This window comes from Enterobacter sp. WP_7_1, from assembly GCF_003688535.1.
Classification (GTDB): domain Bacteria; phylum Pseudomonadota; class Gammaproteobacteria; order Enterobacterales; family Enterobacteriaceae; genus Enterobacter; species Enterobacter asburiae.
In genome coordinates this window covers 791085-816480 of record NZ_REFK01000001.1, presented here as the reverse complement: position 1 = coordinate 816480, position 25396 = coordinate 791085, and the positions used below count along the sequence as shown (strand labels likewise).

Below are 25396 nucleotides of genomic sequence, written 5' to 3'. Positions count from 1 at the left end.
TGCACGCCTCTGGGGGGATGAGAATCCCCGACCGGGGTTCGACAACTGGCGACAGCCAGTTGGACAGACTGAGAGCGTAGCGAACAGGCTGCCCGTAGGGCGAGCGAAGCGAGTCAATCCCCCCCGGTGCTATATGCAACTCGGTGCGGCCTGAGCCCCTCTCCCCAGGGGAGAGGGAAGTGTTACTCTTCCACCATCCGCGCATACTCTTCGGTCAGAAAATCCACCAGCGTCCTGACCGACGGCAGCAGGCCGCGCCGCGAAGGATAAACCGCGTGAATCACTTCCCGTCGGGGTTCCCATGCGTCGAGCACCCGTACCAGTTTCCCTGACGCCAGCTGGTCCTTGACCATCAAAATCGGCAGCTGCACCACGCCGATGCCTGCCATGGCAGCTTCACGTAGCGCCAGCATGTCGGTGGTAATCAATCGAGGGTGGTAATGGATCTCCGCTTTGGCACCTCCGGGGCCGGACAGCTCCCATTTATGAATATGTTTCCCCTCGTTCATGCTTAACCCGGGCCAGGCACTGAGTTCAGATGGCACGACGGGTTCGCCCATGCGTTGAATTAAGGCCGGACCGGCGACCAGACAATGCCCCCTGTCAGCCAGCACCCTTAATACCAGGTCGCTGTCATCAAACGGACGCGGGCGTACGCGGATAGCGATATCAACCCCCTCACCCCCCAGGTCTACCCGCCGGTTGGTCGCCTCAAGCTGAAGATTGATCCCGGGGTAGCGCGCCATAAATCTGGCCAGCATCGGACCCACGTGGACATGCAACAGAGTTATCGGGCACGTAATTCTGACAACACCGCGCGGTTCAGCCTGCAGCGCCGCAACGGCTTCCTCCGCGGCCTCGGCCTCCACCATCATCGCTTTACAGTGCTGGTAGAAGGTCTGCCCGACCTCGGTCACCGTAAACTGTCGGGTTGTTCGGTGGATAAGCCGCACGCCAAGGCGTTCTTCCAGCTGCGCTATCCGGCGGCTTAGCCTGGACTTTGGCAGATCAAGCGCCCTTCCCGCCGCGGCAAAGCCACCGTAGTCCACCACCTTCACAAACCAGACGAAGTCATTGAGATCCTGCATAAATCCTCATCGTTCCATTTTCAGAACAGTGAATGCCATTTTCACTATCTACCGGGATATTAACTCTGAATATAAGCTAATTACATCAACAGAACATCAGGAGTTAATCATGAAAAACGTAACAGGCGTTTATACCGCTCCCCGCCAGCACTGGGTTGGCGATGGTTTCCCGGTCCGTTCAATGTTCTCTTATCAGACGCACGGCGAGCCGCTGAGCCCGTTCCTGCTGCTGGACTACGCGGGCCCGTACACCTTTCCGGCAGATGGGGCGAAACGCGGCGTAGGCCAACACCCTCACCGGGGTTTTGAAACGGTCACCATCGTCTATTCCGGTGAAGTGGAGCATCGCGATTCTACGGGCAAAGGTGGCGTCATTGGCCCCGGCGACGTGCAGTGGATGACGGCAGGTGCAGGCATTTTGCACGAGGAGTTCCACTCCAGCGCGTTCTCGCAGAAAGGCGGAGAACTGAAAATGATGCAGCTTTGGGTCAACCTGCCGGCCAAAGACAAGATGGCGGCACCGGGCTACCAGAGCATTACGAAGAATGCGATCCCGACCGTGACGCTACCGGACAACAGCGGTTCGCTGCGGGTCATTGCCGGTCGCTACGAGGCTGTAACCGGCCCGGCGCACACCTTCTCACCGCTCAACGTCTGGGATATTGCGCTGAACCAGGGAAGCCACCTGACGCTCAATCTGCCCGAAGGCTGGAGCACCGCGCTGGTCGTGCTTGAAGGCAATATCAAGGTGAACGGTACAACGCAGGCGGGTGAAGCTCAGCTGGTCGTATTGAGTCAGGAAGGCGACAAACTGCACATGGAGGCGAACAGCGATGCCAAAGTACTGCTGATGGCCGGCGAGCCGCTGAATGAACCCATCGTGGGCTATGGCCCGTTTGTGATGAACAGTAAAAGCGAAATCAACGAAGCCATTCGTGATTTTAACTCCGGCCGCTTCGGCCAGATCTGAACGTTATAAAGGAGAAGATAATGTCTACACCTGCGAATTTTAATGGCGCACGTCCGGTTATTGATGTGAACGATGCGGTGATGTTGCTTATCGATCACCAGAGCGGTCTGTTCCAGACCGTTGGGGATATGCCAATGCCGGAACTGCGCGCCCGTGCGGCTGCGCTGGCAAAAATCGCTACCCTGGCGAAGATCCCGGTGATCACCACCGCGTCCGTTCCACAGGGACCGAACGGACCGCTTATCCCGGAGATCCACGCCAACGCGCCGCATGCGCAGTATGTTGCCCGTAAAGGGGAGATCAACGCCTGGGATAACCCGGAGTTTGTTGCGGCGGTGAAAGCGACAGGGCGTAAGACGTTGATTATCGCGGGCACAATCACCAGCGTCTGCATGGCTTTCCCGTCAATCAGCGCGGTGGCGGACGGCTATAAAGTGTTTGCGGTGATTGATGCCTCCGGTACCTACAGCAAGATGGCGCAGGAGATCACCCTGGCGCGCGTGGTGCAGGCCGGCGTGGTTCCGATGGATACGGCGGCGGTGGCCTCCGAGATCCAGAGAACCTGGAACCGTGAGGACGCGGCTGAGTGGGCTGAGGTGTATACCCACATCTTCCCGGCTTACCAGCTGTTGATCGAAAGCTACGGCAAAGCGCAGGAAGTGGTTAAAAACAGCGAAGTGCTCGATTCACAGCGTTAATCCCCTGCTCCACGACCTAAAAACCGTGGAGCTGATTAATGCTTAACCGAACAGGCACTAAAGCTGAAAATCTGCTTGACCGTGTTAGCGCAACTCCCTATAGTAGCGCCCCGTTGCCCCCCAAGCGGTCAGGCAGCAAAACAATATGGTGAGGTGTCCGAGTGGCTGAAGGAGCACGCCTGGAAAGTGTGTATACGGCAACGTATCGGGGGTTCGAATCCCCCCCTCACCGCCATATTTAAGATGAGAGCTCGTACGAAAGTACGGGCTTTTTTCTTTTATATTCTCCGAAAAGGGGGGGATGAGAACCCCCGACCGGGGTTCGACAACTGGCGACAGCCAGTTGGACAGACTGAGAGCGCAGCGAACAGGCTGCCCGTAGGGCGAGCGAAGCGAGTCAATCCCCCCCGGTGCGGACTGAGCCGCCTCAGCTATATAAAAAAGCCCGAACTAATGCCCGGGCTTTTTTATTCGATTCCTCAGCTATTCAACTTTGCTGCCGGCTGCTTTCTTTCAAGCGATGAAACCTGCTCAGGCTGAACACCATCCTCATCCTTACGCCCATCAAGCCAGTAATCCGCGTTTTTAATCCCCAGCCGAACTGGGTCAAACTGTGGATCCAGCCCCTGCGCATTCTGGATTTCATAATCCTTAAGGCTGGCAAACGCTTTTTTATGCAACAGAACAATGGCAATAATATTGAGCCACGCCATCAGCCCTACCCCAATATCCCCCAGTCCCCATGCCAGGTCCGCGGTGCGAACCGTGCCATATACCGTGGAGGCCATCAGACATAGCTTGAGCAGGAATGTCAGCCACGGACGGTGAATTTTACGGTTAATGAAGGCGATATTAGTTTCGGCAATATAGTAGTAGGCAATAATCGTCGTGAAAGCAAAGAAGAACAGCGCAATGGCAACAAAGTAATTACCAAAGCCTGGCATCATACTTTCCATCGCCGTCTGCACATAGCCAGGACCCGCGGCCACGCCAGCAATGCCGGTATAAAGCGCTGCGCCGTCGACGCCCTGGACGTTATACAGCCCGGTGATCAGCAGCATAAACCCGGTCGCGGAGCAGACAAACAGCGTGTCGATGTAGACCGAGAATGCCTGAACCAGCCCCTGCTTCACCGGATGGCTTACTGCCGCCGCAGATGATGCATGCGGCCCGGTCCCCTGCGCGGCCTCGTTGGAATAGACGCCGCGCTTAACGCCCCACATGATGGCCTGACCCAGGATGGCACCGAAACCTGCTTCAAGGCCGAACGCACTTTTCCAGATCAGCAGAATAACCGAAGGGAGCTGGTTAATATTAATGGCGATAATCACGCAGGCGACAATAATATACCCCAGCGCCATAAATGGAACGACCATGCTGCTAAAGCTGGCGATCCTTTTCACACCACCGAAAATAATAAAACTTAACAGCACAGCAAGTAATGCCGCCGTAACGTTCGGACTCAGACCAAAAGCAATATCCAGGCTCGCCCCAATCGAGTTTGCCTGCACGCCCGGAAGTAATAATCCGCAGGAAAAAATAGTCACAATAGCAAATAACCATGCGTACCACTTAACGCCTAAACCTTTTTCAATATAAAAGGCAGGACCGCCGCGATATTCACCGTTAATTTTTTCTTTATAAACTTGTCCCAGGGTGGATTCGACAAATGCGGAGCTGGCACCTAAAAAAGCGACTATCCACATCCAGAAAAGCGCGCCCGGACCTCCGAAGGTAATTGCCGTGGCTACACCGGCGATATTCCCTGTCCCCACGCGGCCTGCCAGCGTCATCGTCAGCGCCTGAAAAGACGATACGCCTGCATCGGTAGGACGCCCCTGGAACATCAGGGTAATCATATGTTTGATATGCCGTAATTGCAGGAAGCGACTACGCAGCGAGAAATAGAGGCCGACCCCCAGACATAAAAATATTAACGCAGGGCTCCAGATTACACCATTAATAGCACCAACCAGTTCGTTCATGTATGACCCTCAGCGTGATGTTTCAGGGAAAAGGCTCCCCTGTTGTGTTTCTTCTTAGAATTTTGTTCGAACAAGTACGAAACATAGATAACTCACCTGAAGACACCAACTTAATTTTTACTTCGTAGTAATGTTCTGTGACAACATTCACGTTTAATTTTTAACTAACAATTAGCGCGCTCATTATATTCACAGGTATTTTGTGGGTATTATCACTTCATATAACACTTCTTCAAAAAAAGAATAAAAACATCCACCCATTTAATAATCGAAATTATTGATACAGCAATACGGTGGATAAATAAGGGGGATTTTCTGCGGAGTATATACGATGCTTCCCGGCATTACGCCGGGAAGACATTACAGGAAAGAGGTAAAACGATAATGCTTTACCTTTAGTCGGAATAGACTTGCAGCGTGCGCTGACAGAGCGCGGAACGCACACAGTCCTCTTTGGTGAAGCGTACCACCCCAATCATCTCATCTTCCTCAAAACGTGACATGGCGTCGCTCAGCCCGGATTTCACGCCGGATGGCAGGTCACACTGGGTAATATCGCCGTTAACGATAACCGTCACGTTCTCCCCGAGGCGCGTTAAAAACATCTTCATTTGCGCAGCGGTCACGTTCTGAGCCTCGTCAAGAATGACGACCGCATTTTCAAATGTACGTCCGCGCATATAGGCGAACGGCGCGATTTCCACCTTGCCAATCTCTGGTCGCAGGCAGTACTGCATAAAGGATGCGCCCAGTCGCTTCACCAGCACGTCATAGACGGGCCTGAAGTACGGAGCAAACTTCTCCGAAATATCTCCGGGCAGGAAGCCGAGATCTTCATCAGCCTGCAGTACAGGACGGGTAACAATAATACGCTCCACGTCCTTATGGATCAGCGCCTCCGCCGCTTTGGCTGCACTGATCCAGGTTTTCCCGCATCCGGCTTCACCGGTTGCAAAGATGAGCTGTTTACTCTCGATAGCATTCAGGTAGTGCGCCTGAGCCTCATTGCGCGCCACAATTGGAGAATTATCACGGCTGTCTCGGGCCATGCCAATTGCTTCTACGCCACTCATCTGCACAAGCGAGGTGACCGATTCTTCTTCACGCTGTTTATGGCTACGTGAATCCCGTCTCAGCACACGTTTTGCTTCGCGACGAGCTTTGATCACTGCTTTTTGTCTTCCCATGGATAGCACCTTGAGTTGTTGGTATTCATCACACGCGCCAGATTCGGCACGATTATGCGCACGAACATCAGAGGGTTGGCTTCCTTGTAAGCCATTGCTTGCTTTATCGGATAACGATACGGAACAGCTACGCGCACCGTTCTGCACGTCGGTCGAATCAGATTCTTGAGGAAGGGGGGAGAATTTAGTGGTGAGGAAATCGCTGCCGGAGTCTGAGCCTCCGCGCCGGGTGCTGCGGTTGTTATGTTTACCTTGTCCAGTACAGGACGCAACCATTCGCGATCTCCATAGTGATTCAGCATCACTGCCGGGAACTACCGCTGTCTTATCTTAAGTACATCAGGAGTTATCATAAATGCAACATTTATTTTACCTGAATGCAACTTTTAAGACTGTCCCTACAGGTGAAATCAGTCTCATATAGAAATATTACAGAAATATAACAGGAGGATAGTCATATGAAAAAATAATGTCCCCGCGAACGGTTGCGGGGAAAATTATCAGGCTTCAATAAGACCTTGAGCGAGGTACGCGTTCCGATCGCGCACGCCCGGCAGGGCAAAGAAATAGCCGCCGCCGATAGGCTTAATGTACTCTTCCAGCGCTTCGCCGTTGAGCCGCTTCTGCACGGTCAGGAAGCCTTTTTCCAGATCGTGCTGATAGCAGACGAACAGCAGGCCCATATCAAGCTGGCCGGCGTTGGTCACGCCAAGCGAATAGCTGTAGCCACGACGCATCATCAGGCTGGACTGCGTCTCTTTGGTGCGCGGATTGGCCAGACGAATGTGGCTGTCCAGCGCGATGGTATCGCCATTGGGATCGCTGGCGTAGTCGGGCACGTCGTGCTCGTTCTTCATGCCGAGCGGCGCGCCGCTTTGCTTATCGCGACCAAAGATCGTCTGCTGTTCTTTCAGCGGCGTGCGGTCCCAGAACTCCACGTGGAACTGAATAATCCGTACCGCCTGATAGCTGCCGCCCACCGCCCACGCCGGTTCGCCCTGATCCGCCGTCACCCATACCACGTCTTTCATCAACGCCGTATCGCTGCTGTCCGGGTTGGCCGTACCGTCCTTAAAGCCCAGCAGGTTCACCGGCGTCTCTTTCCCTTTACTGCGGGCGGCGTGGTCCGAGATAAACCCTTCCCGCTTCCAGCGCACGCTCAGCAGATCCGGCGTGTGCTTGATGATATCGCGCAGGGCGTGGATCACCGTGTCCTGAGTATTGGCACAAATCTGCAGGAGCAGGTCGCCATGACACAGCGCCGCGTCCAGGGAGTCGTTCGGGAAACGCGTCATTTTCTGCAGCGCTTTCGGCTTCTGTTTTGCCAGCCCATAGCGCGCATCAAACAGCGACTCACCGAGCGAAACGGTAATGGTCAGGTTATCCGGGGCGATAAACGGCCCCAGAATGCCGGAGTCCATAGGCGGCAGACGCGGGTTCGGCGTATCGGGCGCCGGTCCGCCCGCGGTGAGAAACGCGATGCGCGTCGTCAGCAGGCGGAACAGACGCTCCAGATCGGCTTTATCGCTGGCCAGCGAATCAAAGGCCACCAGCATCATGGACGCCTGCTGCGGCGTCAGGATGCCCGACTGATGCTCGCCATAAAATGGCTGCGTCTCCATGCGGGCATTGGGTGACAGCGTGCCGGGCGCGCTTTGCGGTTTCACCGCATGCGCTACCGGACAGCCACCGGCCAGAGCAAGAGCGCCCCCCAGCGCCCCCACCCCTTTTAACAATCGACGACGTGAAGGCTCAACCACATCGTTCTCGCTATGCTTATTCATCGTGCTTAGTCCAGACCCAGTACGCCGCGCAGCAGAGAGAGATCTTCCGCCAGAGCGGTAATCGGGCCTTTCAGCGCGTTACGGTCGGCATCGGTCAGCTTGTCGTAGGTTTCAAACCCGTCTTTAGTCCGGTACTTCGCCAGAATGGTGTCGACTTTTTTGAAGTTGGCATCCACTTTGGCCAGCAGTTCGCCGTTCTCTTTCTGCAGCTGAGGACGCAGGAGGTTAACAATTTTCTGCGCGCCGTCGACGTTGGCCTGGAAGTCCCACAGATCGGTATGGCTGTAGCGGTCTTCTTCGCCGCTGATTTTGCTCGCGGCCACTTCTTCAATCAGGCCGGCCGCGCCGCCCACCACTTTTGACGGCGGGAAGGCCAGCTCGCTGATGCGCTTTTGCAGCTCCAGCACGTCGCCGTTCAGCTGCTCGGCGTATTTCTCCATCCCTTTGGTAGAGTTGTCGCCAAACAGGGCTTTTTCCAGACGGTGGAAACCGGTGAATTTCGGATCGGCGGCTTTCTGCTCGAAATCATCTTCGCGGGCATCAATGCTGCCATCAAGGTCAGAGAACAGTTCGGCAATCGGCTCGATGCGCTCGTAGTGCTGACGGGTTGGCGCATACAGGGTTTTCGCTTTTTCGATGTCACCGGCCTTCACCGCATCGGTAAAGGCTTTGGTTGCCGCCGCCAGGTCCGCCGTCTCTTTCGTGACATAGGCTTTATACGCCGTAATCGCGTCACCCAGGCTCAGCACCGCAGCGCCTTTCGCCGCATCGGCCGTCGCTTCACCTTTGACAATAAGCTTCCCTTTAGGGTTGGTCAGCAGGCCGCAGGTCATCTCATACTCGCCCGGCTGCAGGTTGGCGGTCATCTTCTGGCTGAAGCCAGGGGCGATGTTTTCGCGCTCCTCCACCACCAGAACTCCTTTCAGGATCTCCCACTCCAGCGCCTTCTGGCTGTGGTTCTGAATAATGAACTGGGTTTTGCCGCTGTTCACCGTGAGGGTCATCGGCTCACACTGCTTGTCATTAACGGTGACTTTAACCTGAGGTACATCCGCGCCCCAGGCGGAGAATGCAGAAGCGAACAGCGCGGCAATGCCTGCGCATAACGCACTACGACGGAACTGAATTGCCATGACTCTTCCCTTTAAAAGTATGATGTAACTAAAACAAAAATTATGGCGTAACGCGTGACGCCTGCGTGCCGGTACGCGGCGGCATTGCGAACAGCACCAGCGCCGGAACCAGATAAATAAAGTACATCGCCACTTCGCTGACGCTCGGCGTTTCCTGATAGCCGAAGATACCTTCGAGCAGGGTGCCGGTCAGTGAATGGGTGGAGAGCACGTTGCTGAGGTCAAACGCCACGTCCTGGAAATGGTTCCACAGGCCCGCCTCGTGGAAGGCGCGTATTGCCCCCGCCGCCAGCCCTGCTGCCACCAGCAGAATAAACAGGCTGGTCCACTTGAAGAAGGCGCCCAGGTTCAGGCGAATTCCGCCCCAGTAGAGCAGGAACCCGAGCACCACGGCCGTAGCAAGACCCAGCACGGCCCCCAGAGGCGGCCAGATCCCCACGTCCTGCTGAAACGCCGCCAGCAGGAAGAAAACGGACTCCAGGCCTTCACGCGCGACGGCGAAAAAGACCATCATAATGAGCGCCCAGCCGTGGTTATTGCCCTTTTGCAGCGCGTTATCCACCGCCTGCTCCAGCTGCACCTTCACGTTACGGGAGACTTTACGCATCCAGAACACCATCCAGGTAAGGATCGCCACCGCAATTACGGCGACGATCCCCTCAAACAGTTCCTGCTCTTTCTGCGGGAACTCCCCGGTGGTTTCGTTGATGAGGATACCGAGGCCCAGACAGAGCGCCGCGGCAAGGAATACCCCGACCCACATGACGCCAATCCAGCGTCCGCGCTGGGTTCGCTTCAGATAACTGGCGATGAGGCTCACGATGAGGGCAGCTTCGAGCCCTTCACGTAACATAATGAGAAATGGAACAAACATGCCGACACCTTAAATGTTTATCGCGGTCAACTGATGCAAAGAAAGGTAAATTCTTGTGATAGTGATTATCATTACGGCGAAAAGAAACACAAGCGAAATGTGTGGTGTTTTGATGACGAGTTGTAAACGCAAAGCCTGTTAATAGTTGCCAGCGTTACCGTTAAGTTTATAAGTTATAATAAAATTGCCCATTTACGGTTAACCAGCGCTGTGGCTAAATATCCTCCTCAAAAACCAACTGAAAATAAACCATGTTTAAGATTGTCCATTTCCTGCTGGCGCTGGTGATTATTCTTGCGCTCGCCTGGCTGGTGAGTTTCGACCGCCGAAAAATTCGCATTCGTTTTGTTTTACAGCTGATTGTCATTGAAATAGCGCTGGCGTTCTTTTTCTTGCACGCCGAAAGCGGGTTATTCCTGATTAAATACGTCTCGGGATTTTTTGAGTCGCTGCTTAAATTTGCCGGCGAAGGCACTAATTTCGTCTTTGGCGGAATGGGGGAAAAAGGGCTGGCGTTCATTTTCCTCGGCGTGCTTTGCCCGATTATTTTTATTTCCGCGCTGATTGGTATTCTTCAGCACTGGCGGATCCTGCCGATTTTTATTCGGGTCATCGGAACGCTGCTGTCAAAACTGAACGGTATGGGCAAGCTGGAATCCTTTAACGCGGTGAGTTCACTGATCCTCGGCCAGTCGGAAAACTTCATTGCTTATAAGGGCGTGCTGGGCGATCTCTCCTCTCGTCGTCTCTTCACCATGGCGGCCACGGCGATGTCGACGGTCTCCCTGTCGATTGTCGGCGCCTATATGACCATGCTCGACGCCAAATTTGTCGTCGCGGCGCTGATTCTGAACATGTTCAGCACCTTTATTATTCTCTCCGTCATCAACCCGGCGCGCCCGGAAGCGGAGCCGGATATCAGGCTGGAAAAACTGCATGAATCGCAGAGCTTCTTCGAAATGCTCGGCGAGTATATTCTGGCCGGTTTTAAAGTGGCGATGATTATTCTGGCCATGCTGATTGGCTTTATCGCGCTTATTAGCGCCGTTAACGCCCTCTTCTCCAGCGTATTTGGCATGAGCTTCCAGCAGATCCTGGGCTATGTATTTTATCCGCTGGCGTGGCTGGTGGGTATTCCGCTGAGCGATGCCCTGAACGCGGGCAGTATTATGGCGACCAAGCTGGTGGCGAATGAATTTGTGGCGATGATTGAGCTGCAAAAAATCGCGCATCAGATGTCCCCTCGCGGGCTGGGTATTTTGTCCGTCTTCCTGGTGTCCTTCGCGAACTTCGCGTCCATCGGCATTGTGGCCGGGGCGATTAAGGGCCTGAACGAGCAGCAGGGGAACGTGGTATCGCGGTTTGGTCTGCGTCTGGTGTACGGCGCGACGCTGGTGAGCCTGCTGTCGGCGAGCTTTGCGGGGCTGGTGCTGTAAGTTTTGTGCGGTTAATGCCCGGCGGCGCTTCGCTTGCGCGGGCCTACGATACAACAACGGCGGGATTTCCCGCCGTTTTTATTAGAACTGTACGCACACCGGCTGGTCGACGCGCATCACCGACTCCTGCGCGAAGCGTGATTTATAAATCCCGCGTAACGCTTCGATGTTCTTCTCGCTCTGCGCATCTTTACCGTGGATCAGCATCAGCGCTTTGCTCGGCTCACGCGCCACTTTTCCGTCGTTCCCCAGCCACTGCCCGCGCGCATCAAATACCGTTAAGCCATCGCGAAAGCGCGGCGTCACGTCCTGGTCAACAAACTGCTGCCACTCGTTGCCGGCGATCTGCGCCCCGGCAGGACGATTTAAGCCGAAATAGAGCGTGGTTTGCTGCATCTGGTTATCCGCTTTGCAGGTCTCTACCGCCGCATGTTGCGACGGCGCCGTGCAGCCAGCGAGCATCAATAATGCCGCCGCCATTACCCCTGTTTTGATTGTCATGCTTCGCTATCCTCATTGTTATAAGCACATGGATATCACAGGAAATTACGGATTTTGGCAAGAAAAAAGCCGGGTGCGCTTGCGCTCACCCGGCCTGGATTGTGCAGCGAGAATAATTATTCTGCCTGGAGCTTAGACGGCGGCGCAGTATGGTAATGCGCGTCGGCTTCCGCAAAGCGTTTCTGCATGGAGGCAGACGGGGCTTTACCCAGCAGGCTGAACACCACGATGCCGATGCTGCCGAAGATAAAGCCCGGAATGATTTCGTACAGGCCCAGCCACGCGAACTGTTTCCAGACGATAACGGTCACTGCACCGATGATCATCCCCGCCAGCGCGCCGTTGCGGGTCATGCGTGACCACAGTACGGAGAACAGCACCACCGGACCAAACGCGGCACCGAAGCCCGCCCACGCGTAGCTCACCAGGCCCAGCACGCGGTTATTCGGGTTGGCCGCCAGCGCGATGGCAATCAGCGCCACCACCAGCACCATAAAGCGCCCTACCCACACCAGCTCTTTCTGGCTCGCGTTTTTACGCAGGAAGGCTTTGTAGAGGTCTTCGGTGATCGCACTGGAGCAAACCAGCAGCTGGCAGCTCAGGGTAGACATCACCGCCGCCAGGATTGCGGAGAGCAGGATACCGGCAATCCACGGGTTGAACAGAATTTGCGCCAGCTCGATGAAAACGCGCTCGGCGTTCTGGTTCACCGCGCCCGCCTGCGCCGGGTTGTTGTTGAAGTACGCGATGCCGAAGAAGCCGACCGCACAAGCGCCTGCCAGACACAGGATCATCCACGTCATACTGATGCGACGGGCATGAACGATGGTGTGGTGAGAATCCGCCGCCATAAAGCGCGCCAGGATATGCGGCTGACCGAAGTAGCCCAGGCCCCATCCCATCAGGGAGACGATGGCCACGAAGTTCAGCCCTTTCAGCATGTCGACGTTTTCAATGCTCTTCTGCTTGATCACTTCCAGCGATTCGCCAAAGCCGCCAACGGTGAAAATTACAATCACCGGGGTCAGGATCAGGGCGAAGATCATCAGGCTCGCCTGCACGGTGTCGGTCCAGCTCACCGCCAGGAAACCGCCCACGAAGGTATAGAGAATAGTCGCCGCCGCACCGGCCCACAGGGCGGTTTCATAGCTCATGCCGAAAGTGCTTTCGAACAGACGCGCGCCGGCCACGATGCCGGAGGCGCAGTAGATGGTGAAGAACAGCAGAATAACCACCGCGGAGATAATGCGCAGGATGCGGCTGTTATCTTCAAAACGTCCGGTGAAGTAATCCGGCAGCGTCAGGGCGTTGTTGTTGGCCTCGGTATGCACGCGCAGACGGCCTGCCACCAGCTTCCAGTTGATCCACGCGCCGAGAGTCAGGCCGATGGCGATCCAGCTTTCCGAGATACCGGAGATGAAAATCGCGCCCGGCAGCCCCATCAGCAGCCAGCCGCTCATGTCGGATGCGCCCGCAGAGAGTGCGGTCACCATTGGGCCTAAACTGCGTCCGCCCAGAATGTAGTCGTCAAAGTTCTTTGTAGAACGCCACGCCAAAAACCCTATCAGGATCATGCCAAAAATATAAACGAGAAATGTCACCAGCATCGGTGTGCTAATAGCCATTCAAATTCTCCAAAATGTCGAGCGACAACCATCCGGGCTGCCTTGTTATATGATCACCGGAACGAGGTGAATGTATCTTGTGTTTCGGTTGGGCGCGCTATCCTGCCGTATGCGCCTTCCGCTGACAAACGATTTAACACTGCATTTACATCAATTTCATCCCCGGTTTGATACCAGTTTCCTATAGGTTGCACTCGCTCACGCTTTTACGGGTTGCACCTTTGAAAAGTGTTAACTGCCGCATAAAACCAGGCTTCCCGCACAAAAGCCAGCGCGTTTTTCCAGCTAACCATTCGTTAACAATCCATTCATTTTCCGGGTTGCAAACCAGGTCACATTTAACACGGTTGCACAAAGTTGCAACATGGGGGATATTTCACGCTATCTACAGAACGCTATTACAGAACAACAGGAGCTTTGGCATGGGTATGACCACCATGGGGGTTAAGCTGGATGACGCAACCCGCGAACGGATTAAGACCGCAGCAACCCGCATTGACCGCACGCCGCACTGGTTAATTAAGCAGGCGATTTTTAACTATCTCGAAAGACTCGAGAGCGATGAGGGCCTGCCGGAGCTGCCTGCCCTGCTGGCCGGCGCGGCGAACGAAAGCGAGGAGGCTCCGGCCGCTGGCGACGAGAACCATCAGCCGTTCCTCGAATTCGCCGAGCAGATCCTGCCGCAGTCCGTCAGCCGTGCCGCCATTACCGGCGCCTACCGCCGTGCCGAAACCGACGCCGTGCCGATGCTGCTGGAGCAGGCTCGCCTGCCGGAAGCCATTGCCGCACAGGCGCACAGCCTGGCGTATCAGTTAGCCGACAAGCTGCGCAACCAGAAAACCGCCACCGGCCGCGCCGGGATGGTTCAGGGTCTGCTGCAGGAGTTTTCCCTTTCGTCTCAGGAAGGCGTGGCGCTGATGTGCCTCGCGGAAGCGCTGCTGCGTATTCCGGATAAAGCTACCCGCGACGCGCTGATCCGCGACAAGATCAGCAACGGCAACTGGCACTCCCACATTGGCCGCAGCCCGTCGCTGTTCGTCAACGCGGCAACCTGGGGCCTGCTGTTTACCGGCAAACTGGTTTCCACCCATAACGAAGCCAACCTCTCCCGCTCCCTTAACCGCATCATCGGTAAGAGCGGCGAGCCGCTGATCCGCAAGGGCGTGGACATGGCGATGCGCCTGATGGGCGAGCAGTTCGTCACCGGGGAAACCATTGCCGAAGCGCTGGCGAACGCCCGCAAGCTGGAAGATAAAGGTTTCCGCTACTCGTACGACATGTTGGGCGAAGCGGCCCTGACCGCCGCCGACGCGCAGGCCTACATGGTCTCATACCAGCAGGCGATCCACGCCATCGGTAAAGCGTCCAACGGTCGCGGTATTTATGAAGGCCCGGGCATCTCCATTAAGCTTTCCGCCCTGCACCCGCGCTACAGCCGCGCGCAGTATGACCGGGTGATGGAAGAGCTCTACCCGCGCCTGAAGTCCCTGACCCTGCTGGCCCGCCAGTATGACATCGGCATTAACATCGACGCCGAAGAGGCCGACCGTCTGGAGATCTCCCTCGATCTGCTGGAAAAACTGTGCTTCGAGCCGGAGCTGGCAGGCTGGAACGGCATCGGCTTCGTTATCCAGGCCTACCAGAAGCGCTGCCCGTTCGTCATTGATTACCTGATTGACCTGGCAAGCCGCAGCCGCCGTCGCCTGATGATCCGTCTGGTGAAAGGCGCCTACTGGGACAGCGAAATCAAACGCGCCCAGATGGAAGGGCTGGAAGGCTATCCGGTCTATACCCGCAAGGTTTACACCGACGTCTCTTACCTCGCCTGTGCGAAAAAACTGCTCGGCGTGCCGAACCTGATCTATCCGCAGTTCGCTACCCACAACGCCCACACCCTCGCGGCAATCTACAGCCTGGCCGGGCAGAACTACTATCCGGGCCAGTACGAGTTCCAGTGCCTGCACGGCATGGGTGAACCGCTGTACGAGCAGGTCACCGGTAAAGTGGCGGACGGCAAGCTGAACCGCCCGTGCCGAATCTATGCTCCGGTGGGAACGCACGAAACCCTGCTGGCGTACCTGGTGCGTCGTCTGCTGGAAAACGGCGCGAACACCTCCTTCGTTAACCGCATCGCCGACACCACTCTGCCGCTGGACGAGCTGGTGGCCGACCCGGTGGAGGCCGTTGAGAAGATGGCGGCACAGGAAGGCCAGGTTGGCCTGCCGCATCCGAAGATTGCCCTGCCGCGCGAGCTGTACGGCAAAGGCCGCGTCAACTCGGCGGGTCTGGATCTCGCCAACGAACACCGTCTGGCGTCCCTCTCCTCTGCCCTGCTCAACAGCGCGCTGCAGAAGTGGCAGGCCAAACCGATGCTGGAGCAGCCCGCTGCTGACGGCGAAATGCAGCCGGTGATCAACCCGGCCGAGCCGAAGGATATCGTCGGCTACGCGCGTGAAGCGACCGAAGCGGAAGTGGATCAGGCGCTGGACAGCGCGGTGAACAACGCCCCTATCTGGTTCGCCACGCCGCCGCAGGAGCGCGCCGCGATTCTGGAGCGTGCAGCGGTGCTGATGGAAGATCAGATGCAGTCGCTCATCGGCATTCTGGTGCGCGAGGCGGGTAAAACCTTCAGCAACGCGATTGCCGAAGTGCGCGAGGCCGTCGACTTCCTGCACTACTACGCCGGTCAGGTGCGCGATGATTTCGATAACGAAACCCACCGTCCGCTGGGTCCGGTCGTCTGTATCAGCCCGTGGAACTTCCCGCTGGCGATCTTCAGCGGCCAGATTGCCGCCGCGCTGGCCGCAGGCAACAGCGTGCTGGCAAAACCGGCAGAACAGACCCCGCTGATTGCCGCGCAGGGCATCAGCATTCTTCTGGAAGCCGGCGTGCCGGCGGGCGTGGTTCAGCTGCTGCCGGGCCGCGGTGAAACCGTCGGCGCCAAACTGACCTCCGACAACCGCGTGCGCGGCGTGATGTTTACCGGCTCGACCGAAGTGGCGTCGCTGCTGCAGCGCAACATTGCCACCCGTCTGGATGCGCAGGGTCGCCCTACGCCGCTCATCGCGGAAACCGGCGGGATGAACGCCATGATCGTTGACTCCTCTGCCCTTACTGAGCAGGTGGTGGTCGACGTGCTGGCCTCCGCCTTCGACAGCGCCGGTCAGCGCTGCTCCGCTCTGCGCGTGCTGTGCCTGCAGGACGACGTGGCGGACCACACGCTGAAGATGCTGCGCGGCGCGATGGCCGAATGCCGCATGGGCAACCCGGGCCGTCTCACCACCGACATCGGGCCGGTGATCGACGCGGAAGCCAAAGCCAACATCGAAAACCACATTCAGACCATGCGCGCGAAAGGCCGTCCGGTGTTTCAGGCGGTGCGTGAGAACAGCGAAGATACCCGCGAATGGCGGACCGGCACCTTTGTGCCGCCAACGCTGATTGAGCTGGCAAGCTTCGACGAGCTGAAAAAAGAGGTCTTCGGCCCGGTGCTGCACGTGGTGCGCTACAACCGTAACAACCTGAACGAGCTGGTTGAGCAGATCAACGCCTCCGGCTATGGCCTGACGCTCGGCGTGCATACCCGTATCGACGAGACTATCGCGCAGGTGACCGGCAGCGCCAAAGTGGGCAACCTGTACGTCAATCGCAACATGGTTGGCGCGGTCGTGGGCGTACAGCCGTTCGGTGGTGAAGGTCTCTCCGGCACCGGTCCGAAAGCGGGCGGTCCGCTTTACCTGTACCGTCTGCTGGCAAACCGTCCGGAGAACGCCCTGGGCGTCACCCTGGCACGCCAGGATGCGGACTATCCGGTGGATGCGCAGCTGAAAGCCGTTCTGACGCAGCCGCTGGAGGCGCTCATCTCATGGGCGGAAAAACGTCCTGAGCTGCGTGCCGTCGCCCAGCAGTACGGCGAGCTGGCGCAGGCGGGCACGCAGCGTCTGCTGCCGGGTCCAACCGGCGAGCGCAACACCTGGACGCTGATGCCGCGCGAGCGCGTGCTGTGCGTGGCCGATAACGAGCAGGACGCGCTGGTGCAGCTGGCCGCCGCGATGGCTACCGGCTGTGAAGTGCTGTGGCCGGAAGATGCCCTGCATCGCGATCTCGCCAAACAGCTGCCGAAGGCGGTCTCGGCCCGCATTCGCTTCGCGAAAGCCGACAACCTGCTGACCCAGCCGTTTGATGCGGTGATCTACCACGGTGATTCCGATCAGCTGCGCGAACTGTGCGAGCAGGTTGCTGCCCGCAGCGGTGCCATCGTTTCGGTACAGGGCTTCGCCCGCGGGGAAACCAACCTGCTGCTGGAGCGTCTGTACGTGGAGCGCTCGCTCAGCGTCAACACCGCGGCGGCAGGCGGTAACGCCAGCCTGATGACAATAGGCTAACGCTGTGCTAATAAGGCTCCGGAGACGGAGCCTTATTTTATTGGGGAGTATATGAAACGATATCTTATCGCCAGTGCAGCACTGCTAATAAGCGCCAGCGCGCTGGCCGACGAGCGCGACAAAGCGACCACCCAGCTTGAGCTGAATACCTGTAGCGCGCAGCAGTACCAGGCTGCCGATAAAAAACTCAACCAGACCTATCAGGCCGCCGTTAAGCGTGCAGCGGCACCCCAGCGCGACCTGCTGAAAAAAGCGCAGCAGGCGTGGATTACCCTGCGCGATGCGGACTGCGCGTTTATCGGTTCGGGGACGGAAGGCGGGAGCGTCCAGCCAATGATTGTTAACCAGTGCCTGGCGGAAAAAACCGTGGAGCGTGAAGCGTTTCTGGCCTCGCTGATGCAGTGTGAAGAGGGCGACTTAAGCTGCCCTCTCCCGCCGGGAAACTAGCGCAGGCGGATCCCTTCGATAATCATCCGCTGCACGTTTTCCAGCGTGCTGTGGAAAAACGCCTCGTCCTGCAGCGTTTTACCGGTCACCGCCTCAACCTGGGCCGCAAAGTCAGCGTAATGCTGGGTGGAGGCCCAAATCATAAAGATCAGATGATGCGGGTCGACCGGAGCCAGCTTTCCGCTGGCGACCCACCCGGCAATAATGGCCGACTTATCGTCCACCAGCTGTTTTAAATCTCCGGTGAGTTCCGCCTGCAACAGCGGCGCGCCCTGCAGCATCTCAAGACAAAACAGTCGCGACGCCTGCGGGTAATCGCGCGACACCTCCAGCTTCAGGCGAATGTACTCTTTGATCGCCACCAGCGGGGCCAGCTCTGCGCGGAAGGCCTTCAGCGGCGCCAGCCAGATATCGAGGATCTGCTGCATCACCGCGATATAGAGCGCCTCTTTCGACGGGTAGTAGTAGAGCAGATTGGTTTTGGATACGCCGGACTGCTCCGCCACCTGCTCCAGGCGCGTGCCGTGAATACCAAACTGCGAAAAAGTCTCCAGCGCCGCGCTGAGGATCGCCTGCTTCTTAGCGCTCACCGCCTGCGAACGTTTACCTGGTGTTTTCACTGCGCCTTGTGTCATTCCCGCTCTCCTTATTCTGCGTTGCCCTCAGCATAGCAAAACCCCCGTCTCGCCACGACATCCTGCACTCCGATCGCGCATGAATGCCTGTTTTCTGTGCAAAGTTTTTGACCAGTTAGTCCACATTTAGCCGCATCAATCCACCAACTTCTGATTAACACATTAATAACACAGCCATTTTCAAAACTGGCACTGCCTTTGCAAAAACACCGTTACACCTGCGACGTAATGAAGAGAGGTTCGTGATGAAAATTGGCGTATTTGTACCCATCGGCAACAACGGCTGGCTTATCTCGACCGCTGCACCGCAGTACATGCCGGCCTTTGAGCTCAATAAAGCCATCGTGCAGAAAGCGGAACACTACCATTTCGACTTTGCGCTTTCGATGATCAAGCTGCGCGGCTTTGGCGGCAAAACCGAATTCTGGGACCACAACCTGGAGTCCTTTACCCTGATGGCCGGGCTGGCCGCGGTCACCTCGCGGATCCAAATCTACGCTACCGCCGCCACGCTCACCCTGCCCCCGGCGATCGTCGCGCGCATGGCCTCCACCATCGACTCCATCTCCGGCGGGCGCTTTGGCGTCAACCTGGTCACCGGCTGGCAAAAACCCGAGTACGAGCAGATGGGGCTCTGGCCGGGTGACGACTACTTCTCGCGTCGCTACGACTACCTGACCGAATACGTCCAGGTGCTGCGCGACCTGTGGGGTACCGGCAAAAGCGACTTCAAGGGTGACTTCTTCACCATGAACGACTGCCGCGTCAGCCCGCAGCCGTCGGTGCCGATGAAGGTGATTTGCGCCGGACAGAGCGACGCGGGGATGGAATTTTCCGCCAAATACGCCGACTTTAACTTCTGCTTCGGTAAAGGCGTCAACACGCCTGCCGCCTTTGCCCCGACCGCCGCGCGGATGAAAGAGGCCGCCGACAGGACGGGACGCGACGTGGGCTCCTACGTGCTGTTCATGGTGATCGCCGATGAAACCGACGACGCCGCGCGCGCGAAATGGGAGCGCTATAAGGACGGCGCCGACGAGGAGGCCCTGAGCTGGCTCACCGAACAGAGCCAGAAGGATACCCGCTCCGGCGCGGATACCAACGTCCGCCAGATGGCCGACCCGACCTCTGCGGTCAATATCAACATGGGCACCCTGGTCGGCTCGTACGCCAGCGTCGCCAGAATGCTTGACGAAGTGGCGGCCGTCCCCGGCGCGGAAGGCGTCCTGCTGACCTTCGATGATTTCCTCACCGGCGTGGAAACCTTCGGCGAGCGCATCCAGCCGCTGATGCAGTGCCGCGCCCACATCCCTGCCGTCACGAAGGAGGTGGCGTAATGACGACCCTTAACGCACGCCCGGAAGCCATCACCTTCGCGCCACAGCAGAGCGCGCTGATCGTGGTGGACATGCAAAACGCCTACGCCAGCCAGGGCGGTTATCTGGATCTGGCGGGGTTCGACGTCTCCGCCACCCGGCCGGTGATTGAGAACATTAAAACCGCCGTCGCCGCCGCGCGCGCCGCGGGCATGCTCATCATCTGGTTCCAGAACGGCTGGGATGACCAGTACGTCGAGGCCGGCGGCCCCGGCTCGCCCAACTTCCACAAGTCGAACGCCCTTAAAACCATGCGTAAACGGCCCGAACTGCAGGGCAAGCTGCTGGCGAAAGGCGGCTGGGACTATCAGCTGGTGGATGAGCTGGTACCGCAGGCGGGCGATATTGTCCTGCCCAAACCGCGCTACAGCGGCTTTTTCAACACCCCGCTCGACAGCCTGCTGCGCAGCCGGGGCATTCGCCATCTGGTGTTCACCGGCATCGCCACCAACGTCTGCGTGGAGTCGACCCTGCGCGACGGCTTTTTCCTCGAATATTTTGGCGTGGTGCTGGAAGACGCGACCCATCAGGCCGGGCCGGAATTCGCCCAGAAGGCGGCCCTGTTCAATATTGAAACCTTTTTTGGCTGGGTCAGTAACGTTGCAGATTTCTGCGACGCCCTGAATCCCCCGCTCGCCCGTATCGCCTGAGGAGACACCTGATGCCGAAATCCGTAATCATCCCGCCGGGTACCAGCACGCCGATTGCCCCATTTGTTCCCGGCACCCTCGCCGACGGCGTGGTGTATGTCTCCGGCACGCTGCCGTTTGATAAAGACAACAACGTGGTGTTTATCAACGACCCAAAGGCGCAAACCCGCCACGTGCTCGAGACGATCAAAACCGTGATCGAAACGGCGGGTGGCACGATGGAGGATGTGACCTTCAACAGCATCTTTATCACCGACTGGAAAAACTACGCCGCGATTAACGAGATTTACGCCGAGTTCTTCCCCGGCGATAAACCGGCGCGATTCTGCATTCAGTGCGGGCTGGTGAAGCCAGAGGCGCTGGTTGAAATCGCCACCGTTGCTCACATCGCGAAGTGAGGCAGGTATGAAACTTTACGTCTCGCCGCCGCCGTATGAGGGCGCGCCCGTGGTGGTCTTTATTTCCGGTCTCGGCGGCAGCGGCAGTTACTGGCTGCCCCAGCTGGCCGCGCTGGAGCCGGAGTATCAGGTGGTGTGCTATGACCAGCGGGGAACGGGCAATAACCCTGACACCCTGCCGGAAGGGTACAGCCTTGCGCAGATGGCGGACGAGCTGGCCCAGGCGCTGGCGGATGCCGGGATTGCCCGCTACTGCGTCGTGGGTCACGCGCTGGGGGCGCTGGTCGGCCTGCAGCTGGCCCTCGACAGGCCAGACGCCCTCACCGCGCTGGTGTGCGTCAACGGCTGGCTGACCCTCAACGCCCACACCCGCCGCTGCTTTCAGATCCGCGAGCGCCTGCTGCATTACGGCGGCGCGCAGGCGTGGGTCGAGGCGCAGCCGCTGTTTCTCTACCCGGCGGACTGGATGGCCGCCCGCGCCCCTCGCCTGGAGGCAGAAGAGGCGCTGGCGCTGGCCCATTTCCAGGGCAAATCCAACCTGCTGCACAGGCTCAGCGCCCTGAAAAAGGCCGACTTCAGCCGCCATGCCGCGCGCATTCGCTGCCCGGTACAGATTATCTGTTCCGCCGACGACATGCTGGTGCCCTCCGTCTGCTCGTCGGAACTGCAGGCGGCGATCCCGCACAGCCGCAGCGCGGTGATGCGCCAGGGCGGGCATGCCTGCAACGTCACCGAGCCGGATACCTTTAACACCCTGTTGCTGAACGGGCTTGCCAGCCTGCTGCACAGCCCGGAACCCGCTTTATAAGGAGCTTTAATGAGCGAAGCCATTACCCCCGCCGCGCTGGAAACGCTGTTCACCGGCGCCCGCACCCACAACGGCTGGCTGGATATGCCCGTCAGCGACGAAACGCTGCGCGAAATCTACAACCTGATGAAATGGGGGCCAACGTCCGCCAACTGCTCCCCGGCGCGGATTGTGTTTGTGCGAAGCGCGGAGGGGAAAGAGAAGCTGCGCCCGGCGCTCTCCAGCGGCAACCTCGAGAAAACGCTCACCGCCCCGGTCACGGCGATTGTCGCCTGGGACAGTGAGTTCTACGAGCGCCTGCCCGAGCTGTTCCCGCACGGCGATGCAAAGAGCTGGTTTACCACCAGCCCCGCGCATGCGGAAGAGACCGCCTTTCGCAACAGCTCAATGCAGGCCGCCTACCTGATTTTCGCCTGTCGCGCCCTGGGGCTGGACACCGGCCCGATGTCGGGATTTGACCGCCAGAAGGTCGACGAGGCCTTTTTCACCGGCACGACGCTTAAAAGCAATCTGCTGATCAACATTGGCTATGGCGATACCCGCAAACTTTACGGGCGCCTGCCGCGTCTGGACTTCGACGATGCCTGCGGGCTGGCGTAAGGAGCGATTATGACGACACCGGATAAACAAACCTTTCGCGACGCCATGGCCTGCGTTGGCGCGGCGGTCAACATCATCACCACCGACGGCCCGGCGGGGATGGCAGGCTTCACCGCCAGCGCGGTGTGCAGCGTCACGGATTCACCGCCCACCCTGCTGGTGTGCCTGAACCGCGGCGCGTCCGTCTGGTCAACCTTTAGCGAAAACCGCACCCTTTGCGTGAATACCCTGAGCGCCGGACAGGAGCCTTTATCTAACCTGTTTGGCGGGAAAACGCCGATGGCAGAACGCTTTGCCGCCGCCCGCTGGCAGACGGGCGACACGGGCTGTCCGCGCCTGGAAGATGCGCTGGCCTCGTTTGACTGCCGCATCAGCCAGGTGGTAAGCGTCGGCACCCACGACATTCTGTTTTGCGACATTATTTCGATTATTCGCCACCCCGCGCCGCAAGGGCTGGTGTGGTTTGACCGCGGCTACCACGCGCTTATGCGCCCCGCCTGTTAACCCGCCTTAAGGAGACAGACCATGTTCGGATTTCCCCACTGGCAGTTGAAATCGACCTCCACAGAAGCAGGCGTGGTCGCGCCGGATGAACGCCTCCCGCTCGGGCAGACGATGGTGATGGGCGTTCAGCACGCGGTCGCCATGTTTGGCGCCACCGTGCTGATGCCGATGCTGATGGGACTGGATCCCAACCTCTCTATTTTGATGTCGGGTATCGGTACCCTGCTGTTCTTTTTCGTCACCGGCGGGCGCGTGCCCAGCTATCTCGGCTCCAGCGCCGCCTTTGTCGGGGTGGTCATCGCCACCACCGGATTTAACGGCCAGGGGATCAACCCCAACCTGAGCGTGGCCCTCGGCGGCATCATCGCCTGCGGTCTGGTGTACACACTGATTGGTCTGGTGGTGATGAAAATCGGCACGCGCTGGATCGAGCGAATGATGCCCCCGGTCGTGACGGGCGCCGTGGTGATGGCGATAGGCCTGAACCTCGCCCCGATTGCGGTCAGGAGCGTCTCCGCCTCGCCGTTTGAAAGCTGGATGGCGGTGATCACCGTGCTGTGCATCGGCCTGGTGGCGGTGTTCACGCGCGGCATGATCCAGCGGCTACTGATCCTGGTTGGGCTGATTGTCGCCTGTCTGGTCTACGCCCTGCTGGCCAACGTTTTCGGTCTGGGAAAGCCGGTTGATTTTACCCTACTGCATCAGGCCGCCTGGTTTGGCCTGCCGAAGGTGACCTCGCCCACCTTTAACACCCAGGCGATGATGCTTATCGCACCGGTGGCGGTGATCCTGGTGGCAGAGAACTTAGGCCACCTGAAGGCGGTTGCGGGAATGACCGGGCGCAGCATGGATCCGTACATGGGCCGCGCGTTCGTCGGTGACGGTCTGGCGACCATGCTCTCCGGTTCCGTAGGCGGCAGCGGCGTCACCACCTATGCTGAAAACATCGGCGTGATGGCGGTGACCAAGGTCTACTCGACGCTGGTCTTCGTGGCGGCGGCGGTGATGGCGATGCTGCTCGGCTTCTCGCCGAAGTTCGGCGCGCTGATCCACACCATTCCGTCACCGGTTATCGGCGGGGCATCGATTGTGGTGTTTGGGCTGATCGCCGTGGCCGGGGCGCGCATCTGGGTGCAGCATCGCGTCGATCTCAGCCAGAACGGCAACCTGATTATGGTAGCGGTCACGCTGGTGCTGGGCGCGGGCGATTTTGCCCTGACGCTGGGCGGGTTTACGATTGGCGGGATTGGTACGGCGACCTTCGGCGCGATCCTGCTTAACGCCCTGCTGAGCCGCCGGATGGCCGCCGCGCCGCAGGGCGCCGTCGTGCATCAGGATTCGTGATTTAACGCCGCGCTGTCATTTTCTGGCAGCGCGTTCTTCTTCCGTTTGAGTTTTAACTCGCTCACCAGCACCCCGGCGACAATAAATGCCGCGCCCACCAGCGCCAGAAGCGGCAAGCGCTCACCAGCAATGCGTCCGAAAATTCCCGCCCAGACCGGTTCGCCGGTATAAATCACCGTCGCGCGGGTTGGCGATACGCTGCGCTGCGCCCAGTTCATGGTGACCTGAATAATGGCGCTGAAGATACCCAGCCCCAGTGCGACCACCACCAGGCCGGTGGACATCGGCGGCACGGATTCACCTGCCGGAACCATCGTCGCAAACGCCACCAGCGACGCCGTGGCGAGCTGCACCACCGTCACCCGTTTGACGTCGACCTTGCCCGCCCAGGCGCTAATCAGAATAATTTCCGCAGCAATGGCAATCGCCCCAATCAGGGTGATGATTTCGCCCGGCCCCAGCGCAAGCAGGTTGTTTTCCGGGCCGGCCAGTAGGATCAGGCCGATAAACGCCAGCACGATGCCAATACATGACATCAGACCCGGAATTCTGCCGAGACAGAGCCACTGCAATAGCGGCACCAGCGGCACATACATCGCTGTGATAAACGCGGATTTGCTGCTGGAGATGGTCTGCAATCCCCACGTTTGCAGGCTGTAGCCCATCGCTATCGCCACCCCAATCGCCACGCCGGCCTTAAGCTCTGTAAGCGTCAGCCCCCGCAGCGTTTTAAGTGAAATCAGCCCTACGGCAAGCGCCGCCGTCGCAAAGCGCAGGCCAACAAAAAAGAACGGGTCGCTGAGGGTCACCGCGTACTGAACGGCCAGAAACGTCCCGCCCCAGAACATAGTGATGAGGATGAGGATGGCTTCCTGCGGTTTAACGGAGAATTTGAAGCGTGAGACAGACATGCGGCACTCGCGGTTAAGATCAATTCTCTAGTGTGCGTTGCCTTTGGTTACAGTTCA

22 protein-coding genes and 1 tRNA gene are annotated in these 25396 nt (G+C 58.3%); 13 read left to right on the top strand and 10 right to left on the bottom strand.

Features of this window, described 5'->3' with window-relative positions; translation table 11 throughout:
- Nucleotides 1-182: 182 nt before the first annotated feature.
- Nucleotides 183-1088 (bottom strand): LysR family transcriptional regulator, encoded by a 906-nt coding sequence (locus BJ885_RS03980; protein ID WP_121931241.1) that lies wholly within the window; start codon nucleotides 1086-1088, stop codon nucleotides 183-185.
- A gap of 109 nt (nucleotides 1089-1197) precedes the next feature.
- On the opposite strand from BJ885_RS03980, the gene BJ885_RS03975 reads away from it, so the two are divergent.
- From BJ885_RS03975 to BJ885_RS03965, 3 genes are all read left to right on the top strand, one after another.
- Nucleotides 1198-2058, top strand: a complete 861-nt coding sequence (locus tag BJ885_RS03975; RefSeq protein WP_121931240.1) for a pirin family protein — start codon at nucleotides 1198-1200, stop codon at nucleotides 2056-2058.
- A 20-nt stretch (nucleotides 2059-2078) separates the two neighbouring features.
- Nucleotides 2079-2756, top strand: a complete 678-nt coding sequence (locus tag BJ885_RS03970; RefSeq protein WP_025755865.1) for an isochorismatase family protein — start codon at nucleotides 2079-2081, stop codon at nucleotides 2754-2756.
- A 147-nt stretch (nucleotides 2757-2903) separates the two neighbouring features.
- Nucleotides 2904-2991, top strand: a tRNA-Ser gene (locus BJ885_RS03965).
- Between the two features lie 244 nt (nucleotides 2992-3235).
- Here the strand turns inward: BJ885_RS03965 and BJ885_RS03960 are convergent.
- The 5 genes from BJ885_RS03960 to efeU form a co-directional block, all read right to left on the bottom strand.
- Nucleotides 3236-4741, bottom strand: coding sequence for a sodium:alanine symporter family protein (locus tag BJ885_RS03960; RefSeq protein WP_045354582.1), 1506 nt, complete (start codon nucleotides 4739-4741; stop codon nucleotides 3236-3238).
- A 395-nt stretch (nucleotides 4742-5136) separates the two neighbouring features.
- Nucleotides 5137-5928, bottom strand: coding sequence for a phosphate starvation-inducible protein PhoH (gene phoH, locus BJ885_RS03955; RefSeq protein WP_029740192.1), 792 nt, complete (start codon nucleotides 5926-5928; stop codon nucleotides 5137-5139).
- A gap of 500 nt (nucleotides 5929-6428) precedes the next feature.
- Nucleotides 6429-7712, bottom strand: a complete 1284-nt coding sequence (gene efeB, locus BJ885_RS03950) for an iron uptake transporter deferrochelatase/peroxidase subunit (RefSeq protein WP_121931238.1) — start codon at nucleotides 7710-7712, stop codon at nucleotides 6429-6431.
- Nucleotides 7713-7717: 5 nt separating this feature from the next.
- The gene (efeO, locus tag BJ885_RS03945; RefSeq protein ID WP_121931237.1) at nucleotides 7718-8845 is read right to left on the bottom strand and encodes an iron uptake system protein EfeO; all 1128 of its coding nucleotides are present in this window, start codon (nucleotides 8843-8845) and stop codon (nucleotides 7718-7720) included.
- A gap of 40 nt (nucleotides 8846-8885) precedes the next feature.
- Entirely contained in the window at nucleotides 8886-9719 is an 834-nt protein-coding gene (efeU, locus tag BJ885_RS03940) for an iron uptake transporter permease EfeU (protein WP_121931236.1), read from the bottom strand.
- Between the two features lie 251 nt (nucleotides 9720-9970).
- Here efeU and BJ885_RS03935 point away from each other — a divergent pair, with 251 nt between their 5' ends.
- Entirely contained in the window at nucleotides 9971-11155 is a 1185-nt protein-coding gene (locus tag BJ885_RS03935; RefSeq protein ID WP_032638697.1) for a NupC/NupG family nucleoside CNT transporter, read from the top strand.
- Between the two features lie 81 nt (nucleotides 11156-11236).
- On the opposite strand, the gene BJ885_RS03930 is transcribed toward BJ885_RS03935, so the two are convergent.
- On the bottom strand, nucleotides 11237-11656 hold the full coding sequence (locus BJ885_RS03930; RefSeq protein WP_121931235.1) for a DUF3574 domain-containing protein: 420 nt from the start codon (nucleotides 11654-11656) through the stop codon (nucleotides 11237-11239).
- Between the two features lie 116 nt (nucleotides 11657-11772).
- A complete protein-coding gene (putP, locus tag BJ885_RS03925) occupies nucleotides 11773-13281 on the bottom strand; it encodes a sodium/proline symporter PutP (RefSeq protein WP_029742086.1) in 1509 nt (502 codons plus the stop codon).
- A 422-nt stretch (nucleotides 13282-13703) separates the two neighbouring features.
- Between putP and putA the strand changes: the two genes are divergently transcribed.
- Together putA and BJ885_RS03915 are read left to right on the top strand one after the other, a co-directional pair.
- On the top strand, nucleotides 13704-17666 hold the full coding sequence (gene putA / locus BJ885_RS03920) for a trifunctional transcriptional regulator/proline dehydrogenase/L-glutamate gamma-semialdehyde dehydrogenase (protein WP_121931234.1): 3963 nt from the start codon (nucleotides 13704-13706) through the stop codon (nucleotides 17664-17666).
- A gap of 51 nt (nucleotides 17667-17717) precedes the next feature.
- A complete protein-coding gene (locus BJ885_RS03915) occupies nucleotides 17718-18113 on the top strand; it encodes a lysozyme inhibitor LprI family protein (RefSeq protein WP_121931233.1) in 396 nt (131 codons plus the stop codon).
- Here the strand turns inward: BJ885_RS03915 and rutR are convergent.
- A complete protein-coding gene (gene rutR, locus BJ885_RS03910; protein ID WP_029742089.1) occupies nucleotides 18110-18748 on the bottom strand; it encodes an HTH-type transcriptional regulator RutR in 639 nt (212 codons plus the stop codon). The genes BJ885_RS03915 and rutR overlap by 4 nt on opposite strands.
- Before the next feature lie 245 nt (nucleotides 18749-18993).
- Here rutR and rutA point away from each other — a divergent pair, with 245 nt between their 5' ends.
- Genes rutA through rutG form a run of 7 tightly spaced genes read left to right on the top strand, consistent with a single transcriptional unit; the run spans nucleotide 18994 to nucleotide 24428 of the window.
- Complete coding sequence (gene rutA / locus BJ885_RS03905; protein WP_121931232.1) at nucleotides 18994-20085, top strand: pyrimidine utilization protein A; 1092 nt, start codon at nucleotides 18994-18996, stop codon at nucleotides 20083-20085.
- Nucleotides 20085-20774: a pyrimidine utilization protein B gene (gene rutB, locus BJ885_RS03900; protein ID WP_028012657.1), complete on the top strand. Its 690-nt coding sequence runs from the start codon at nucleotides 20085-20087 to the stop codon at nucleotides 20772-20774. The genes rutA and rutB overlap by 1 nt, the downstream gene beginning before the upstream one ends.
- A gap of 11 nt (nucleotides 20775-20785) precedes the next feature.
- Nucleotides 20786-21172: a pyrimidine utilization protein C gene (gene rutC / locus BJ885_RS03895; RefSeq protein WP_010429508.1), complete on the top strand. Its 387-nt coding sequence runs from the start codon at nucleotides 20786-20788 to the stop codon at nucleotides 21170-21172.
- A gap of 7 nt (nucleotides 21173-21179) precedes the next feature.
- Nucleotides 21180-21980 carry a pyrimidine utilization protein D gene (gene rutD / locus BJ885_RS03890; RefSeq protein WP_121931231.1) on the top strand — a complete coding sequence of 267 codons (801 nt, stop codon included), beginning with the start codon at nucleotides 21180-21182 and terminating at the stop codon, nucleotides 21978-21980.
- Nucleotides 21981-21989: 9 nt separating this feature from the next.
- Complete coding sequence (locus BJ885_RS03885) at nucleotides 21990-22580, top strand: malonic semialdehyde reductase (RefSeq protein WP_121931230.1); 591 nt, start codon at nucleotides 21990-21992, stop codon at nucleotides 22578-22580.
- Between the two features lie 9 nt (nucleotides 22581-22589).
- Nucleotides 22590-23084 (top strand): NADH-dependent FMN reductase RutF, encoded by a 495-nt coding sequence (gene rutF / locus BJ885_RS03880; RefSeq protein ID WP_121931229.1) that lies wholly within the window; start codon nucleotides 22590-22592, stop codon nucleotides 23082-23084.
- A 21-nt stretch (nucleotides 23085-23105) separates the two neighbouring features.
- The gene (gene rutG / locus BJ885_RS03875) at nucleotides 23106-24428 is read left to right on the top strand and encodes a pyrimidine utilization transport protein G (RefSeq protein ID WP_023311081.1); all 1323 of its coding nucleotides are present in this window, start codon (nucleotides 23106-23108) and stop codon (nucleotides 24426-24428) included.
- On the opposite strand, the gene BJ885_RS03870 is transcribed toward rutG, so the two are convergent.
- Nucleotides 24416-25339 carry a DMT family transporter gene (locus tag BJ885_RS03870; RefSeq protein ID WP_121931228.1) on the bottom strand — a complete coding sequence of 308 codons (924 nt, stop codon included), beginning with the start codon at nucleotides 25337-25339 and terminating at the stop codon, nucleotides 24416-24418. The genes rutG and BJ885_RS03870 overlap by 13 nt on opposite strands.
- Nucleotides 25340-25396 lie beyond the last annotated feature (57 nt).

Bases quoted from the DNA above. Each gene is read 5' to 3' on its own strand.
- BJ885_RS03915 (WP_121931233.1), top strand. From the start codon at position 17,718: ATGAAACGATATCTTATCGCCAGTGCAGCACTGCTAATAAGCGCCAGC.
- rutC (WP_010429508.1), top strand. From the start codon at position 20,786: ATGCCGAAATCCGTAATCATCCCGCCGGGTACCAGCACGCCGATTGCC.
- putP (WP_029742086.1), bottom strand. From the start codon at position 13,281: ATGGCTATTAGCACACCGATGCTGGTGACATTTCTCGTTTATATTTTT.
- rutF (WP_121931229.1), top strand. From the start codon at position 22,590: ATGACGACACCGGATAAACAAACCTTTCGCGACGCCATGGCCTGCGTT.
- rutG (WP_023311081.1), top strand. From the start codon at position 23,106: ATGTTCGGATTTCCCCACTGGCAGTTGAAATCGACCTCCACAGAAGCA.
- BJ885_RS03870 (WP_121931228.1), bottom strand. From the start codon at position 25,339: ATGTCTGTCTCACGCTTCAAATTCTCCGTTAAACCGCAGGAAGCCATC.
- rutB (WP_028012657.1), top strand. From the start codon at position 20,085: ATGACGACCCTTAACGCACGCCCGGAAGCCATCACCTTCGCGCCACAG.
- efeO (WP_121931237.1), bottom strand. From the start codon at position 8,845: ATGGCAATTCAGTTCCGTCGTAGTGCGTTATGCGCAGGCATTGCCGCG.
- rutA (WP_121931232.1), top strand. From the start codon at position 18,994: ATGAAAATTGGCGTATTTGTACCCATCGGCAACAACGGCTGGCTTATC.
- BJ885_RS03980 (WP_121931241.1), bottom strand. From the start codon at position 1,088: ATGCAGGATCTCAATGACTTCGTCTGGTTTGTGAAGGTGGTGGACTAC.
- rutD (WP_121931231.1), top strand. From the start codon at position 21,180: ATGAAACTTTACGTCTCGCCGCCGCCGTATGAGGGCGCGCCCGTGGTG.
- BJ885_RS03975 (WP_121931240.1), top strand. From the start codon at position 1,198: ATGAAAAACGTAACAGGCGTTTATACCGCTCCCCGCCAGCACTGGGTT.
- phoH (WP_029740192.1), bottom strand. From the start codon at position 5,928: ATGGGAAGACAAAAAGCAGTGATCAAAGCTCGTCGCGAAGCAAAACGT.
- putA (WP_121931234.1), top strand. From the start codon at position 13,704: ATGGGTATGACCACCATGGGGGTTAAGCTGGATGACGCAACCCGCGAA.
- efeB (WP_121931238.1), bottom strand. From the start codon at position 7,712: ATGAATAAGCATAGCGAGAACGATGTGGTTGAGCCTTCACGTCGTCGA.
- rutR (WP_029742089.1), bottom strand. From the start codon at position 18,748: ATGACACAAGGCGCAGTGAAAACACCAGGTAAACGTTCGCAGGCGGTG.
- BJ885_RS03970 (WP_025755865.1), top strand. From the start codon at position 2,079: ATGTCTACACCTGCGAATTTTAATGGCGCACGTCCGGTTATTGATGTG.
- efeU (WP_121931236.1), bottom strand. From the start codon at position 9,719: ATGTTTGTTCCATTTCTCATTATGTTACGTGAAGGGCTCGAAGCTGCC.
- BJ885_RS03930 (WP_121931235.1), bottom strand. From the start codon at position 11,656: ATGACAATCAAAACAGGGGTAATGGCGGCGGCATTATTGATGCTCGCT.
- BJ885_RS03935 (WP_032638697.1), top strand. From the start codon at position 9,971: ATGTTTAAGATTGTCCATTTCCTGCTGGCGCTGGTGATTATTCTTGCG.
- BJ885_RS03885 (WP_121931230.1), top strand. From the start codon at position 21,990: ATGAGCGAAGCCATTACCCCCGCCGCGCTGGAAACGCTGTTCACCGGC.
- BJ885_RS03960 (WP_045354582.1), bottom strand. From the start codon at position 4,741: ATGAACGAACTGGTTGGTGCTATTAATGGTGTAATCTGGAGCCCTGCG.